Annotated in this window: 11 protein-coding genes and 5 tRNA genes; 6 read left to right on the plus strand and 10 right to left on the minus strand. The window is 39.7% G+C overall.

The window, feature by feature from the left end:
• Positions 1 to 30: 30 nt before the first annotated feature.
• Both aspA and ASG01_RS10355 read right to left on the minus strand, forming a co-directional pair.
• Positions 31 to 1431, minus strand: a complete 1401-nt coding sequence (gene aspA / locus ASG01_RS10350) for an aspartate ammonia-lyase (protein WP_055863393.1) — start codon at positions 1429 to 1431, stop codon at positions 31 to 33.
• Between the two features lie 45 nt (positions 1432 to 1476).
• Positions 1477 to 2502 carry an N-acetylmuramoyl-L-alanine amidase gene (locus ASG01_RS10355; protein WP_055863394.1) on the minus strand — a complete coding sequence of 342 codons (1026 nt, stop codon included), beginning with the start codon at positions 2500 to 2502 and terminating at the stop codon, positions 1477 to 1479.
• A gap of 133 nt (positions 2503 to 2635) precedes the next feature.
• On the opposite strand from ASG01_RS10355, the gene ASG01_RS10360 reads away from it, so the two are divergent.
• The 5 genes from ASG01_RS10360 (at position 2636) to ASG01_RS10380 (ending at position 3295) form a co-directional block, all read left to right on the plus strand.
• Positions 2636 to 2722 (plus strand) — tRNA-Ser (locus ASG01_RS10360).
• A 10-nt stretch (positions 2723 to 2732) separates the two neighbouring features.
• Positions 2733 to 2807, plus strand: a tRNA-Pro gene (locus tag ASG01_RS10365).
• A 30-nt stretch (positions 2808 to 2837) separates the two neighbouring features.
• Positions 2838 to 2911, plus strand: a tRNA-Arg gene (locus ASG01_RS10370).
• A 216-nt stretch (positions 2912 to 3127) separates the two neighbouring features.
• Positions 3128 to 3202 (plus strand) — tRNA-Pro (locus ASG01_RS10375).
• 19 nt (positions 3203 to 3221) lie between these two features.
• Positions 3222 to 3295 (plus strand) — tRNA-Arg (locus tag ASG01_RS10380).
• Positions 3296 to 3568: 273 nt separating this feature from the next.
• Here ASG01_RS10380 and ASG01_RS15905 read toward each other — a convergent pair.
• The 8 genes from ASG01_RS15905 to ASG01_RS10415 form a co-directional block, all read right to left on the minus strand.
• Positions 3569 to 3760, minus strand: a complete 192-nt coding sequence (locus ASG01_RS15905; protein WP_131725360.1) for a hypothetical protein — start codon at positions 3758 to 3760, stop codon at positions 3569 to 3571.
• A 184-nt stretch (positions 3761 to 3944) separates the two neighbouring features.
• Positions 3945 to 4790 (minus strand): SH3 domain-containing protein, encoded by an 846-nt coding sequence (locus tag ASG01_RS10385; RefSeq protein ID WP_055863609.1) that lies wholly within the window; start codon positions 4788 to 4790, stop codon positions 3945 to 3947.
• 16 nt (positions 4791 to 4806) lie between these two features.
• The gene (gene prmA / locus ASG01_RS10390; RefSeq protein ID WP_055863397.1) at positions 4807 to 5634 is read right to left on the minus strand and encodes a 50S ribosomal protein L11 methyltransferase; all 828 of its coding nucleotides are present in this window, start codon (positions 5632 to 5634) and stop codon (positions 4807 to 4809) included.
• 151 nt (positions 5635 to 5785) lie between these two features.
• A complete protein-coding gene (locus ASG01_RS10395) occupies positions 5786 to 6499 on the minus strand; it encodes a 3-ketoacyl-ACP reductase (protein WP_055863612.1) in 714 nt (237 codons plus the stop codon).
• 144 nt (positions 6500 to 6643) lie between these two features.
• A complete protein-coding gene (locus tag ASG01_RS10400) occupies positions 6644 to 8224 on the minus strand; it encodes a calcineurin-like phosphoesterase C-terminal domain-containing protein (RefSeq protein WP_055863399.1) in 1581 nt (526 codons plus the stop codon).
• Positions 8225 to 8242: 18 nt separating this feature from the next.
• Complete coding sequence (locus ASG01_RS10405; protein ID WP_055863401.1) at positions 8243 to 9694, minus strand: SusD/RagB family nutrient-binding outer membrane lipoprotein; 1452 nt, start codon at positions 9692 to 9694, stop codon at positions 8243 to 8245.
• 12 nt (positions 9695 to 9706) lie between these two features.
• Positions 9707 to 12682 carry a SusC/RagA family TonB-linked outer membrane protein gene (locus tag ASG01_RS10410; RefSeq protein WP_055863403.1) on the minus strand — a complete coding sequence of 992 codons (2976 nt, stop codon included), beginning with the start codon at positions 12680 to 12682 and terminating at the stop codon, positions 9707 to 9709.
• A gap of 289 nt (positions 12683 to 12971) precedes the next feature.
• Positions 12972 to 13715, minus strand: a complete 744-nt coding sequence (locus tag ASG01_RS10415; RefSeq protein ID WP_055863404.1) for a glycerophosphodiester phosphodiesterase family protein — start codon at positions 13713 to 13715, stop codon at positions 12972 to 12974.
• A gap of 170 nt (positions 13716 to 13885) precedes the next feature.
• Between ASG01_RS10415 and ligA the strand changes: the two genes are divergently transcribed.
• The gene (gene ligA / locus ASG01_RS10420; protein WP_055863406.1) at positions 13886 to 15886 is read left to right on the plus strand and encodes an NAD-dependent DNA ligase LigA; all 2001 of its coding nucleotides are present in this window, start codon (positions 13886 to 13888) and stop codon (positions 15884 to 15886) included.
• The last annotated feature ends 29 nt before the right edge of the window (positions 15887 to 15915 follow it).

Below are 15915 nucleotides of genomic sequence, written 5' to 3' on the forward strand. Positions count from 1 at the left end.
AATTTAGTTTAAATAAAATCTGGAATTTATTTACATATCATGCGGCTTCAGCATATTCGCGGGATCAAGAATTTCGTCTAATTTTTCTTGACTTAAAACGCCTTTCTCGAGAATGAGATTGTACACACTTTTACCAGTTTGCAGAGATTCTTTCGCAATTTCCGTCGAATTTTTATATCCTATATAAGGATTTAAAGCCGTCACAATCCCGATGCTGTGCTTCACCATATTAAGACAAACTTCTTTATTAGCAGTAATTCCTACGATGCATTTTTCACGAAGTGTATCTAAAGCATTGCAGAGAAAATGAAGATTTTCCATGATGGCATGCGACAAAACAGGCTCCATCACATTCAGCTGCAATTGTCCTGCTTCGGCAGCAAACGTCACGGTAAGATCGTTCCCGATGACTTTAAAACAAACCTGATTCACGACTTCCGGAATCACCGGATTTACTTTTCCCGGCATAATGGAAGAACCTGGCTGCATCGGCGGTAAATTGATTTCAAACAGACCGGCGCGAGGACCTGAAGACAGTAATCTTAAATCGTTGCAGATTTTTGAAAGCTTTACGGCAAGTCTTTTCATTGCGGAAGAATAAATAACATACGAACCTGTATCTGGCGTAGCTTCAACAAGATTCGGCGCGGAAACAATTTCGTAACCGGTAATTTCTGCAAGATTTTTAGCACAAAGTTTTGCGTAACCGATTGGCGCATTAATTCCTGTACCTATCGCAGTTGCACCCATGTTTACCTCAACAAAAAGATTGGCATTGTTATTTAATTTTGAAATATCTTCTTCTAAAGTTGCGGCAAAAGCCTCAAATTCCTGTCCTAAAGTCATTGGCACCGCATCCTGAAGCTGCGTACGACCCATTTTGATGACATCATTAAATTCTTTTCCTTTTTCTCGGAAAGCTTCCACAATTTTTTCGAGCTTTTGTACCAGCGTTTCGTTCATCTGCAAAAGCGCCATTTTGATCGCTGTTGGATAAGCGTCATTTGTGCTTTGGGAAAGATTAATATGGTCGTTTGGCGAACAAAACTGATAATCGCCTTTTTCTTTTCCTAATTTCTCTAAAACACGGTTGGCAATCACTTCGTTGGCATTCATATTCACCGAAGTTCCGGCACCACCCTGAATCATATCAATCGGAAACTCCCTATGAAGCTGCCCAGACACAAGTTCCTCACAGGTTTCAGCGATTTTTTGATATAAATCTTCCTCAAGCAGACCAAGCTCATGATTGGTTTTGGCAGCCGCTTTTTTCACGAAAGCCAGACCTTTGATAAACTCAGGATATGAAGACAAAAGTTGCCCAGAGATTTTAAAATTATCGATCGCACGCTGTGTCTGCACGCCGTAATATGCGTTGATCGGAACGTTGAGTCTACCTAGCAAATCACTTTCCTGTCTGAAATTTTCCATTTTTTATGATGTTAAAAAAGTCAAGTTTAAATTTTTATTACGAAATTATTTTGTTGGATATTTTTGGTTTAAAGCCTGTAAAATAGCCCAGCTTTCTGCATCCAAAATTCCATTATAATTTTGTGGTCTGAAATGATACTGTAGCGCTTCAATAGTCGCTTTTGTTACTGTATCCCAATTTCCACTTGGCTCAATTTCATAACCTAATTTCTGCAAAGAGGTCTGCACCAAAAATATAAATGCCGGCTCAGAATATCTTGCAGTTACATCGCTTTCTGCAGAAACCATCAGGTTTTGCTTTGATGCCTCATCATACCACATCCCAATCTGATATTCGTCATATAATCTTTTCCACGGAAACTGCGGTCCCGGATCCTGTTTTCTCGTCGGAGCAATATCCGAATGCGCCAAAACATTGGTTGCTGGAATATTATATCTCGTCACAATATCTTTGGTAAGCACTGCCACTTTTTTAAACTGATCATCACTGAACGGCATAAAAACTCGTTTGCCCAAAGAATCTGCTTTGTAACCTAAATTAACAATTTCGATCCCTACAGAAGTATCATTTAAATTTTTATCGGTACGCCAACTGCTGATTCCCGCGTGATAAGCGCGTTTGTTTTCGTCAACCAACTGGTAAATTTCGTTATCATCTTTATCGTTCACCAGATAGTGTGCACTTACTGTTTGCTGAGTAAGCACCTGAATTGATTTATCATCAGGTAACACCGTGTAATGCAGAATCACATATTTCTGCCGGAAATTCTGGCCAAGTGAAGGGAAGTATGTTTTTGTTACTTTATAACCCTTTGGCTTTGCAGAAACTATAGAACCATAACTTGCCGTGTTGTCATTTTTGGTAATGTCAGCGATGTTTTCGGTGTAAAATTCCACGCCGCCATCTTTTTTTATCTGTGCGTGATCTTTTGCTGATGTTGCCGATTTAACAGGCGTTTTAACTGCAGTCCCGACTGGTCTTGGCGTGTAAGTTCTTTTCTTGGCATTTTTCTGTGTAGAGCACGAAAAAGCAAAAATACTTAAGCCGATGATATATAATGTTTTACGCATAAGGCTGGTTTTTTTCAATAGTTTATGCTCAAAAATACGCAATTTTTTCCAGCAATTTATTTGCAGAGTATAGAAATGTATTCTATATTTGCACTCGCAATAACGGAAGATCACAGCGGTCTGAAGTTGTTTAGGAGAGTTGCCTGAGAGGCCGAAAGGACATGTTTGCTAAACATGCGTACTGGAAACGGTACCAAGGGTTCGAATCCCTTACTCTCCGCAGCTTTTCTCGGGGCGTAGCGTAGTCCGGTCATCGCGCCTGGTTTGGGACCAGGAGGTCGCAGGTTCGAATCCTGCCGCCCCGACAGTTTTAGTAATTTTCTCAAAATTACAATGGGTGCGTAGCTCAGCTGGATAGAGCATCTGCCTTCTAAGCAGACGGTCAAAGGTTCGAATCCTTTCGCGCTCACAGAAAGAGAAATCAAGATTTTGGTTTCTCTTTTTTTGTTTAGATTTCGCTGAAAATTGATTTTGGCTTAAAGATAAAATTCTCATAAAATAACTTCAGCGTTGGGTTTCGATTATTTTTTAAAATAATTTGAAAATATCTTTTTGAAGTTCGGAAAATATTTCTATATTTGCACCCACAAAAAACAAGGTAAAACTTGTTTAGATGACCATCAATCGGGGCGTAGCGTAGTCCGGTCATCGCGCCTGGTTTGGGACCAGGAGGTCGCAGGTTCGAATCCTGCCGCCCCGACTTTTCAAAAACTATTTTCGGGTGCGTAGCTCAGCTGGATAGAGCATCTGCCTTCTAAGCAGACGGTCAAAGGTTCGAATCCTTTCGCGCTCACAAAAGAGAAATCATTATTGGTTTCTCTTTTTTTATTTATTATTTACTTCTCTTATAAACTTTACTTAAATTTCTTTATACAGTTTAAAAACCTGTAGTCTACAATTGGTTATTTAAAGTAAATCTACCAATTATAAAATCGTCTTGATGCTCTTTAAACCCTTGCTTATTTTTGAGATCATCTACGATTTCTTAAGGATTATTTTCATCTAAAAAGACTCCGATTATTCTTTCATCATCTAAAAAGTTATGAATTGTGTAGGTGTGCCTTATTTAAAAAATATATTCTAAATTCAACTCTTTTATTGATCTGCAGCCTTCAGTAATAACACCTAATTCATTTAAATATTCTATTCCATTGTCTCCAATAACCATATCAAATTCGTTTTCCCAATGAATTTTGTTCAACTGATATCTATTGATAATAAATCCTTCAGAATAAGTTCTCCATCCTGAAAGCTTCAAAGCATTTTTTCGCGCTTTTCCAAGCTTTTGTCATCATCAAAATATCCTAAAATTTAAAATCGATATGAGTTCCATCAGAATATATGTTCAAGAAATTAGACAAAATATTTCATGAAAATTAAATTTTAAGTACAAAAAAACCACCGTAAATATACAGTGGTTTTCAAATTGATGATTAATAATTTTAGTTCAACTTATAAGAATTTCCGTTCCAAAGATAGGTTTTTGAAGCCTTTTTCTTTTTCTCACGGTCTTTATCATCTTTTTCCATTTCCTCCATTTTAAATATGAAAGCATTTGGAACTCCGCCTTTGTCATTGGGGAAAATAAATTCTTCTGTGTGGTAATAAACATCGGCATCGCCAACATTCATCAATTGAGGCAGAGCAATCAATTTTTTGTCTTTAAACAAAACATATTGATCATAACCTGCAATTCCGCAAGCTTCTCCCGAAACCATTGCTTTTAAAGTCAATTCTACATTTTGCAGTTTATGATTACTTTCAATATTGAACGTTCCATAGCTCAGACTTTCACCCGACCCTGTTTCAAAAGAAGCCTCATCAATCAACATATTTCCTTCTACTACTTTTACAGCAGCGATATTTTGATTAATAATGATTTCAGGATATTGTTTGTCTTTTTTGTTTACTGTTTTCGTTAAGCCAAAAAGAAAATCGTAGCCATTTTTATTTCTATAACCTACACATAGATTTCCGCCCCAGACGTAACCTTCAGAAGTTTTATCATCTTTCTGATAAGATATTTTGTACCAGTTTGCTATTCGCTCTCCTAATTTTAAAATAGTTTCATCCTGTTTAATGATCAAAACCTGTTGATTGGTTTGCAAAGAATCCAGAATTTGCGCATCGACGCTTGGTGATTGCCTAACTCTCGTCCAGTCTGTAAAGACTTTTTGTGCTTTATTCTCCTCAAACCGGAAAACTCCGTTTGCGTAAGCATAATCTTTTTCCTGCGCAGAAAAAACCTGAATAATGAATAGAAGTATAATAGTGAAAATGCCTTTCATAACGAGATTTTTAAGGTTATTTCTCAAGCAGCAAACTTACCCATTCTTCGCGCTGCAGTTTCTTTTTCGGTTCCAAACCATTTTCTCTGCAGACTTCCAAAATATCATCCACATCGAAGAAACACAGCCCAGAAAGAAGTAATTTTCCTCCTTCATTTAAAACTGAAACGTAAGTCGGAATATCAGAAATCAGAATATTCCTGTTGATATTAGCCAAAATAATATCAAATTTTTCGTTGCCTAAACTGTCCGCTGTTCCCAGCTCAATATCCAATTCTACTCCATTTCTCTCAGCGTTTTCCTTCGAATTTTCTACCGACCATTCGTCGATGTCTATCGCTTTGGTTGCTCCGGCGCCGATCTGTTTTGCATAAATGGCCAAAACCGAAGTTCCACAACCCATGTCTAAAACTTTTTTGTCTTTAAAATCGATATCCATCATCTGCTGAATCATCAAATGGGTTGTGGGATGATGACCTGTGCCGAAAGACATTTTCGGCTGAATTACAATCTCGTGCATTCCGGGAACAGATTCGTGAAACTCGGCACGAATCAAAACTTTATCGTCAATATTGATTGGTTCAAAATTCTTTTCCCACTCTTCATTCCAGTTGATGTTGGGCATTTCTTTGAAACTGTATTCGATTTCTACGTTTTCATTCTGAAAAAGCGGCAAAGATTTTAACTCATTTTCATTAAATAGATCTTTCTGAATATACCCTAAAATGCCGTTAATTTCTTCCGTAAAACTGTCGAAACCGATTTCGATCAGTTCGGCCATTAAGATTTCGTTCCAGGGCTGAAGCGGTTTTATTTTAAAATCAAATTCCAGATAATTTTGCATGTAAATAATTTGCTGCAAAAATAATTATTAAAAACTGAAAGTGACGGAATAGATAAAGTTAACCTCAAAGATTTTTTAAAGCCAAAAAATAATTTAAAAAAGAAAAGCGGACTCATGCCCGCTTTTATAAATCAATATTTAAATTAAATTCTTAAGGATTTGTTGAAAAAATCGATCCGTTGGCAATCATCGCGCGACGGTTCATTTTCAAAATATCACGAACCCATTCTGCAAAATCTTCCGGCTGCAAAACGGTTTCTGGGTTTCCGTCGGTCAGTCCGCCGTTGATGCTCATATCAGACGCAATCGTACTTGGCGTAAGAGTCACCACGCGGATATTTTCTTTTCTCCATTCCGCCATCATCGACTGCGAAAGAGAAACTACAGCCGCTTTTGATGCCGCGTAAGCCGACATATTCGGTCCGCCTTTCAAACCTGCAGTTGACGCCACGTTGATCACGTCGCCTTCACCTTTCTCCTTTAAAAAAGGATAAACGGCCTTCGCGGTGTAATAAACGCCAAAAAGATTGGTTTTAATCACCTGTTCCCAAACTTCGGAAGACATCTCTGCAATGCTTCCAAAATCGCCGACACCTGCATTATTTATTAAAATATCGATGCCGCCAAGATGCTCTGCAATCGATTCTATTCCTGCCTTTACGTGAATTTCGTTGTCAACTGAGAACACTGCATATGTTGCGTTTACACCCAGTTTCTGAATTTCATCGACTGTCATTTTCAGATTTTCCTCGTTTCTGCCCGTGATGCCGATATTTACACCTTCATTGGCCAAAGCCAGTGCTACAGCCTTTCCCAAACCTCTTCCTCCACCTGTAATCACTGCATTTTTTCCGCTGATATTCATTTTGTTTAATTTTTTGATGCACAAATTTACAAATATCAAATCGGCAAAACCGACTTTTGCGAGAGATAAATCTGGTCGGTCTCATTCTTAAAATCAATAAAAAACCGGCTCTTTCGGGCCGGCTTCGTGAAGAAAAAATAAAAATTATGGAATCTGTGTTCCGCTCTGCACTTCAAAAGATTCGCTGGCAGAATATTCGTTGCCATACATATCTTTTGCTTTCACATCAACAGTATGTTTTCCTTGTGTGAGTTTATTTCCAAATCCTGCAATCCAGATATGTGTAGACTGCTCTGGGTTTGAAGGTCTTTTTCCCGGGAAAAGTTTGCTGGTCGCATCCCATTTATACACTGACTGTGCAAAATTAGGATCAATTATTTCTGTAAATTCCATCGGTTCCCATTTTCCACCGTCGATTCTGTACAAAACCTCATCGCTTTTGCTTCCCATAAAGAAATTAGCCACGATTTTAGCAGAAGTTTTTGAAGGATAAGGAACCACTTTCGGCAAATACAGCTGCATCTGATAATCTTCCGGTTTGCCAGCTGTTTTATATTTTACGCTATACTGATTTCCTTTAAAACTGATAAAAGAATATCCTTTCGCCGTTCCGTCGCGCATCGTAGAAGTCGGCAGATTCAAATCATCAGACGTTCCCGACCACCAGTCACCACAGGTGGTACCGACGTTGTATTCGTGCAGATCTTTATTGCCTTTCCAGCCAGTCTGCTTTCCGTAAAAAATCTGCTGCTGAATGTGCGTGTGTGCCGACAGAACCAAAGCATTCTCAAACGGACTTAATGCATCAAAAAGTCTCTGACGGTCGGCATTTCTAAAGTTATTTTCATATTTATGCTCCAGCGGAATATGAAGTGAAACCACGACCAGTTTATTTTTATCAACCAGCTTCAGATCATTTTCGATAAACTGCATCTGGTCATCGCGGAACCCGCCCCAGTAGCCTTTTCCGTCGCGCGGATCGGGATACAAAATATCATCCAAGACAATGAAATGCACATTTCCGTAATTAAAAGAATAGTTTGCAGGCCCGAAGTTGCTTTCAAAAGTCTCGTCAGAAAGCGCATCTTCCTTGGCATCGTAGTTCATGTCGTGATTTCCCATCACATTGTACCAAGGCAAACCGACTTCCTTCATCACATCGGCATACGGTTTTTGAAGACTTAAATTATCGCCGACCAAATCTCCCAAACTGATTCCGAAAACCGAATTTTTCCTCGTATTTTTCACTTCATTCACGATGCTTCTTCTGAAATAATCGAGTTCTTTTTCGTTGTACGGCTGCGGATCTCCGAAAACAAGAATATCAAAATTAGTTTCTTCTTTCTGTTTATTTAAAGCAAAATTTACTTCTTTTGGAAGCGCGCCCGTTGGAGCTGAGCCTTTGTATTTAAAATCTACCGGCGAACCGTTTGGTTTATACTGATAGTAGTATTTCGGGAGATTGTTTTCATTTAGAGGCGTCATAAAACCTGCCGGTTTGATCACGAAAACAGTTTGTCCGTCTGCGATCGGAAGGCTGTATTTTCCGTTCTGATCGGTTAAAACGACCTGAGTTCCGTTTGAAACGGCGATATTCTGTAAGCCTTTTTCACGGTTCTCTTTCTGCTGATTTTTATTTGAATCTTCAAAAACGTATCCTGAAACGGAAGTTTGAGCAATAGCCAATCCTGATAAAAGAATGATCGGCAAAAATATATTTTTCATTTGTATTAAATTTTTAGATTATTGGTTCCACCACATTTTTACATTGATATTATCGCCACCCATTTGCGATACTGCCGCCTGATAATTTGCAGAATTCAGAACACGTGGATTTGGCGGATACATCAGTCTTGAAGGCATAATTCCGTTATTCAGAAGTCCACCGTTATTTGGCAAAACCGGGAAACCGGTACGTTTTTTCTCAAACCACTGCTGCTGGTCGACAAAGAAAAGAGCCACATACTTCTGAAGCATGATTCGCTGTAAAGTTCCGTTGTAAGCAACATTGGTATTCGAGAAATAATTTGCTGGAACGGTCGCGCCCCACTGCTCGATAATTGATTTTACACCATTTTCATAAAATGTCTGCGCGCTTCCGGTAATAATTCCTTTAAAACTCAGTTCAGATAAAATAAACTGAAGCTCGGCGTAAGGATAAATCAGAATATTAAGTGGCGCTTTAGAAAGATTCTGGTTCATGTTGGAAGGCTGATAATTAAATGCCGTTCCGTAAGCATAACCAGTCGGAGCACCTTTATAACCGATATTTGCGTTAGCGGGAATGCTTTTTGCCTGGCTGAAAAACAGTGCCAGTCGCGGATCGTTATTGGCTTTCAAAGTTTCCACAAAAAATTCTGCAGCCGCTCTTCCTGTCGTGAAATCCTGTGGTCTGGTAATCGGCGCTAAAAGTGGCGCAACACCGGAAACTGCGAGTTTAGCAGACTCATTATTGTTCGAAATCAGAGGAAATTTCGTAGGATCATTTACGATTTCCAGAATTCTTTCATTCACATTTACTTCGCCGTTTTTGCTTAAAATTCTTGTAAGAAGGCGCAGAGAAAGCGAGTTGCAGAATTTTTTCCAGTAGAGAATTCCGTTGGCATCAGTTTCTGCTTTGTAGAAAAGATCCGGGCCGGTAAGCGGTTTTGTCGTCACGAAAAGCGAGTTTGCGGTGCGAAGTTCATTCAGCAAAGTCACATAAATATCTTTCTGACGGTCAAATTTCGGCTGCGAAATCTGATCATCCAGACTTGAAGCTTCGGAAAAAGGCACATCGCCGAAAGTATCGGTAAGATTTGAATACATCAACGCATTCAGCACCATCGAGATCGCGAGATAATTCGGATCATTGTCCCGAATCGCAGCTTCGCGCATGTCTTTTATCTGTTTCAGCCATTTATAGCTGTTGTTCCAATATCCAGATCCTGTATTTTCTGTGATATTGTAGCGGCTGAGTGTATTTCCTTCATTCGGAAAATCGAGCGAAACCTGCATCAGATCAAACGTGAAATCGTTGGCGCGCATATAATTGACTGCAGACATATTGTACTGAATTGGCACCAGAAGTTTTGAAGCGACTGGTTGATTTATTCTGCTGTTGTCAACATTCACCTCATCCAGATTTCTGTCGCAGGAAATGGTAAGAAAGCCTACAGCAACGACTAAAACGGTATTTAAAAGTATTTTTTTCATGATTTTAATTCATTAAAATTTAACATTAAGCTGAATTCCTACGGTGCGTGCGCTCGGCAGCTGACCGACTTCTACACCAGGTGTGATTTGGTTGTCGTTGAGCGTTGCTGCTTCCGGATCGAAAAGCGGAAACTTCGTCCACATCCAAAGATTTCTTCCGAAAAGTGCGAGCGTGAGATCGGTAATTTTTAAATCTTCTGTAATTCTTTTCGGGAAAGAATAAGAAATTCTCGCGTCTCTGAGTTTTATAAAAGAAGTATCAAACGTATTGGTTTCCACATTGGCGCGGCGGTAGTAATCTCCGTAATAGGTTGAAATGGGAATTCCCTTGGTGTTTGGCGAAAAAGATCCGTCTGGATTTTGTACCACACCCTGACCGACGATTAAACCTCCCGGATTGTCTCTTCCGATCAATGTATGACCGAGTTTTCCCTGCTCCGACATTTTGTGGTGCGACTGCGAATACGCCATGCCTTTGTACTGACCGTCGAATGAAAAACTTACCGAAACATTTTTGTATCTGAATTCGTTCTGAATTCCCGCGCGCCATTCTGGGTACGCGTTGCCAATTCTTTTGAGCTGCGTTGGTTTTGCCGTAAGTCCGTCATTGGCATTATAAATTACCTGTCCGTCTGGCGAATACATCAAACCGTAACCGTAAAGATCACCCAGTGAACCACCGACAACAGCATTAAAATACACTACACCGCCAACCTGACTGACCGTATATGGCTCGCCTTTAAATTCTTCCGGAAGCGATAAAATTTTATTCCGGTTTAAAGACCAGTTGGCATTTACACTCCAGCTGAAGTTTTTATTTTTTACCGGAAATGTATTTAAAGTCATCTCTATACCGCGGTTTCTGATTTCTCCCGCATTGATCACCCGTTGGCTGTAACCCGATTCCCAAAGTACAGGCACCGAAATAATCTGGTCCTTAGAATTGTTTTGATACACGGTCACATTGTAACCGATTCTGTTTTTAAGGAAACTGAAATCCATTCCGCCTTCTATCGTCGTAATCATATTAGGCCTCAGATCAGGATTTGGAAACTGCGAAGGAATTTCAACCGAACCGCTAAAATCGCTGTTTGCGTAATATTTTATCAGCTGATAAGGTGTCGTATCGTTTCCTACTCGCGACCAGGAAGCACGTAGCTTCCAGTAATTAAATTTATCTGAGGTCAGTTTAAAAATATCCGAAAGAATAAAAGAAGTTGCCGCCGAGGGATAAAAATAAGAGCGGTTGTGCTGTGGAAGCGTGCTGCTCCAGTCATTTCGCGCCGTCAGATCAAGGAAAATTTTATTCTGATAACTTAAAGTCACAAGACCGTACGCACTGTTTACCTGTTTGTCATTTGGTTTTGCCAATCTTGAAACGATAGAACCTCCGTTTGGCAAAGTGTACAGACCAGGCTTCAGCAAATTTTCAGCCTGATAATCGTTCAATCTGTATTCTGTATACCTGATGTTGGCTCCTGCAGAAGCAGAAAAATCAAAATCTTTAAATGAGTTTTTATAGGTAAATAAGACATCGTTATTCAAATCCATCAGCCGCACATGCTGTTCACGATACATTCCCTGAAGGAAATTTGCTGAACTCCACGGTCTTTTCTGGGTACGCGTTTCGTTGTTTAATTCCATCCCGGAACGCACCATCACATCAAAATTCTTTGCGATATTATAATTTAGATTTACGTTTCCTGTGATGAAGTTTTTATCGACGCCGTTCAGCATTTCGTATGCGATGAGATACGGATTGTCGATAAATGAGCTGAATGGATGAATCTGATCGATCTGCTCCTGTCCGTTTTTCCAGATCGGGCGATACCACGAAAGATCAACATTGGGATTCTGGAAGATCATAAAATACGAGATCGACTGATTGCTGTAGCCTGTTGCGGGAAGATTGTCGCTTTTGGTTTTGCTGTAATTAAGCTTAATCCCTACTTTCAGTTTTTCACTCAGTTTATGATCAACTGAAAATGCCGCGGTGAATCTGTCGAAACCTGTATTTGGCATCATCCATTCGTTCTGAAGATAAGTTAGTGACGATCTGAAAGAAGTATTATCATTAGAAGATTCGATCGCGACATTATTTGAAAATGTCGTTCCCGTTTCCCAGAAACCTTTGATATTATCTTTGTACGGTCGCCACAGCTGTCTCGTGAGGCTTTGTCCCTGCACGGTTGGATCGTACTGAAAATATGACTGCCCCATAAATTTCGGCCCGAAAGCACTGCTCGTACTTCCTGTATTCACACCGTCAGCAGATGCGCCGTAAGAATAAAAATATTCGCCTGCCGTATTTCGCTGCAACGTTCCCTGCCCATATTCATACTGATAATCAGGCCATCGCAGCACAGAATCGTAGCTCGAATATGAATTTAAACTCACCTGAACTTTCCCTTTCTTATTCTTACCGGATTTTGTTGTGATCATCAGCGCACCGGCCGCACCACGCGAACCGTACAGTGCAGAAGCGGTTGCACCTTTCAAAACCGTTATCGATTCAATATCATCCGGATTGATCGTGTTGATGCCGTTTCCGTAATCGATCGGCAAATCCGCTTTCGAACCTGCGCCGTAAGAAGAGTATCCTGTTCCCGTCGTATTGTTATTCAGCGGAACACCGTCAACCACGATCAATGCATTATTTTCGCTGGCATTCAATGAAACGTCACCTCGAAGTTTTATTAAAGAACTTCCGAGCGGCCCTGCGCCTGCCGTCTGAATTTTCAAACCTGCCACACGGCCTTCGAGTGCCTGCGCCCAGTTGTTATTTTGTGTCCGAAGAATTTCTTCAGATTTTATCGTTTCCGCCACATAGCCCAAAGATCTGTCTTGCCTTTTGATGCCCAAAGCCGTTACCACTACTTCATCGATATTTTTGATGGTGTCTTTCTTCGCAGCTTCCTGGGCACTTACCGATGCTCCAAAAAAACCAACGATAGAAAACATCAAAATCTTCTGTGTATTTTTACGCATTACCTACCTTTTTGTTGGCGCAAAATTAGAATGAGTTTATTGCTATCGTTTTAATATCATTTTAACATATTTTAAAGGATTTTTAAACTTCATATTAATTTATGATTAACACAGCTCTTAATGTTTTCATTACTAAATGCTTACCTGAATGAATGATTCTTAATGCTGTTTTCTCCAACGTTTATCCTACTTTTCCTGGTTCTTAACCATTTTTACACTTAAATTTCAGGCATAAAAAAATCTGCACTTTTTTCAAATGCAGATCTATATTAAAATTAAAATCTTCTATTTATTTTTTCAGCTGATCCGGGATATTGGTGGTGACAAAATTTATTTTCTGCTCTTTCAAAAACTGAAAAACTTTTTCATCATTTACCGTCCATGCATTGGTGATCAAACCCAGACTATTTGCCTCCGCTATCCACGTGGGATTTTTCGCAAAAACACTGTAATGATAATCGATTCCGTCTAAACCAAGTTTTTTAATTTCAGCCGGAGACAGTTCGCCATTCAGATACTGCACTTTAAATTTCGGCTCAGCTTTCTTTATTTCTTTGCAGATATGTAAACTGAATGAAATGAATTCGCATTGATTTTCCAGCTTCATTTTTTTAATCACATTCAGCGTTTTCAAAACCAATTCGTTTTCCAGTTCAGGAGTCTGCGCCGGTTTTATTTCTACAATTAATTTCAAAGACCTATCTTTTTTTCCCTGCCCGAGATATTCTTCAAGCGTCGGAAGATTTTCACCGTTCGACAGTTTTACCGCACGGAGATCTTTAAAATCGCTATCAGCAATCGTCATTTTCGCGTGATGCTCGTCGTGATTGATCACCAAAATGCCGTCTTTCGACATTCTCACATCAAATTCGGAACCGTAAATTTTTAAGTTTTGAGCATTTTTCAGTGACTGCAGAGAATTTTCTGTCGTTGGCGGCTGCGCCTGAAAAAAACCGCGGTGCGCGATGATTTGCGTTTGTGCATTCATAATTTGGAGACTGAAAAACAGTGCTCCGAAGATAATCTTTTTCATATTTTAAAACTTCAACATAATTAAATAACCGAAAACCGGCCGGCTACAAATGTACATTCCGCAGATCAACTGCATTTTAAAATCATATCAACAAATTTTAAACGTTGTCTTAATTTTTAGCCTTAAAATATAACCAAGACTCACTATTTTTGCTGAAAATAAACCTGACAATGCCGGATACCATAAAGAACAAAATCGAGCAGCTGAGAAAAGAACTCGCGCAACACAACGAAAATTATTATCTTTTGGATGAGCCGAGCATTTCGGATCAGGATTTTGATCTGCTGCTGAAAGAGCTTCAGGATCTTGAGGCAAAACACCCTGAATATCACGACGACAATTCTCCAACCATGCGCGTTGGCGGCGGCGTGACGAAGATTTTCCCAACCGTGAAGCATGAATTCAGAATGTATTCTCTGGATAATTCTTATGATTTTGACGATCTCGCCGACTGGGAAAAGCGAATCATTAAAACCATCCATGAACCTGTAGAATTTGTGGCTGAACTGAAATACGACGGCGCTTCGATCTCTATTCTCTACGAAAACGGAAAACTAGCAGAAGCGGTGACGCGTGGCGACGGTTTTCAGGGCGATGAGATCACGTCAAACGTACGGACGATATCTGATATTCCGATTACTTTGAAAGGAGATTTTCCGGAACGTTTTTATATGCGAGGCGAAATTTATTTAACCCGAAAAAACTTCGAAAAAATCAATAAAATTCGTGAAGAAGACGGCCTTGACCATTTCATGAATCCGCGAAATACAGCCAGCGGAAGTCTGAAAATGCAGGACAGCGGCGAAGTGCGAAAACGTCGGCTTTCGTCTGTACTTTATCAGTTTGTGTCGCGCGATACTCCGGCAAAAACCCATTGGGAACTTTTGAATGCTGCGGAAAACTGGGGTTTCACGATTTCCAGTCAGGCAAAATTGTGTAAGAATTTAACGGAAATCACGGAATTCATCAATTATTGGGACGAAAAAAGACATGAATTACCTTTTGAGATCGATGGAATTGTGCTTAAAGTAAATTCGCTGAAGCAACAACAACAGCTGGGTTATACCGCAAAATCACCGCGTTGGGCGATGGCATATAAATTTAAAGCCGAAAAAGTTGAAACAAAACTTGAGAAAGTAACCTATCAGGTTGGCCGAACAGGTGCGATTACGCCTGTCGCGAATTTGAAACCTGTTTTATTAGCCGGAACAACGGTAAAACGTGCATCACTTCACAACGAAGACATTATTAAAAAACTAGGTTTGCACGAGCACGATTTTGTTTACGTGGAAAAAGGTGGCGAAATTATCCCTAAAATAGTTGGTGTGAATCCGGAAAAACGCGAAGTTAACAGCAAGGAAATCGGATACATTAAAAACTGCCCGGAATGCGGAACCGAACTCGTAAAAGTGGAAGATCAGGCAATACATTTCTGTCCGAACGATTTACATTGTCCGCCGCAGGTTGTTGGAAGAATGATTCATTATGTTTCCAGAAAGGCTTTGAACATTGACAATCTGGGCAGTGAAACCATAGAACAGCTTTACAGAGAACGGCTGATTGAGAATCCGGCAGATTTTTATGCTTTAACCAAAGAGCAGATTTTGCCGCTGGAAAGAATGGCAGAAAAGTCAGCTCAAAATATTATTGACGGCATTGAGAAATCAAAGGAAATTCCATTTGAAAAAGTGTTGTATGGAATCGGCATCAAACACGTGGGCGAAACGGTCGCGAAAAAACTGGTAAAGAATTTCAATACAATCGATGATTTGAAAAAAGCGACCGCAGAAGAATTGTGTCAGGTGGAAGATATCGGAATGAAAATCGCGGTAAGCATCGTCGAATTTTTTCAAAATCTGGAAAATATTCTGATGCTTGAGCGCTTAAAATCGTATGGCGTACAGCTTGAAAAAGGCGAAAACACCAATGAAGTTTTGTCTAATGCCTTGGAAGGAAAGACGTTTTTATTTACCGGAAAACTATCCCTTTTCACAAGAGAATCAGCAGAAGAAATGGTAGAAAAACACGGGGGGAAAAACATTTCGGCAGTTTCTAAAAACCTGAATTATCTGGTGGTGGGCGAGAAAGCCGGAAGCAAACTGAAGAAGGCGCAGGATATTGGGACGATTGAGATTTTTGATGAGCAGGAGTTTTTGGACCTGATCAGATAAGTATTTATCATAAAATTTTATATAAATAT

This window comes from Chryseobacterium sp. Leaf180, from assembly GCF_001424585.1.
Lineage (GTDB): Bacteria > Bacteroidota > Bacteroidia > Flavobacteriales > Weeksellaceae > Chryseobacterium.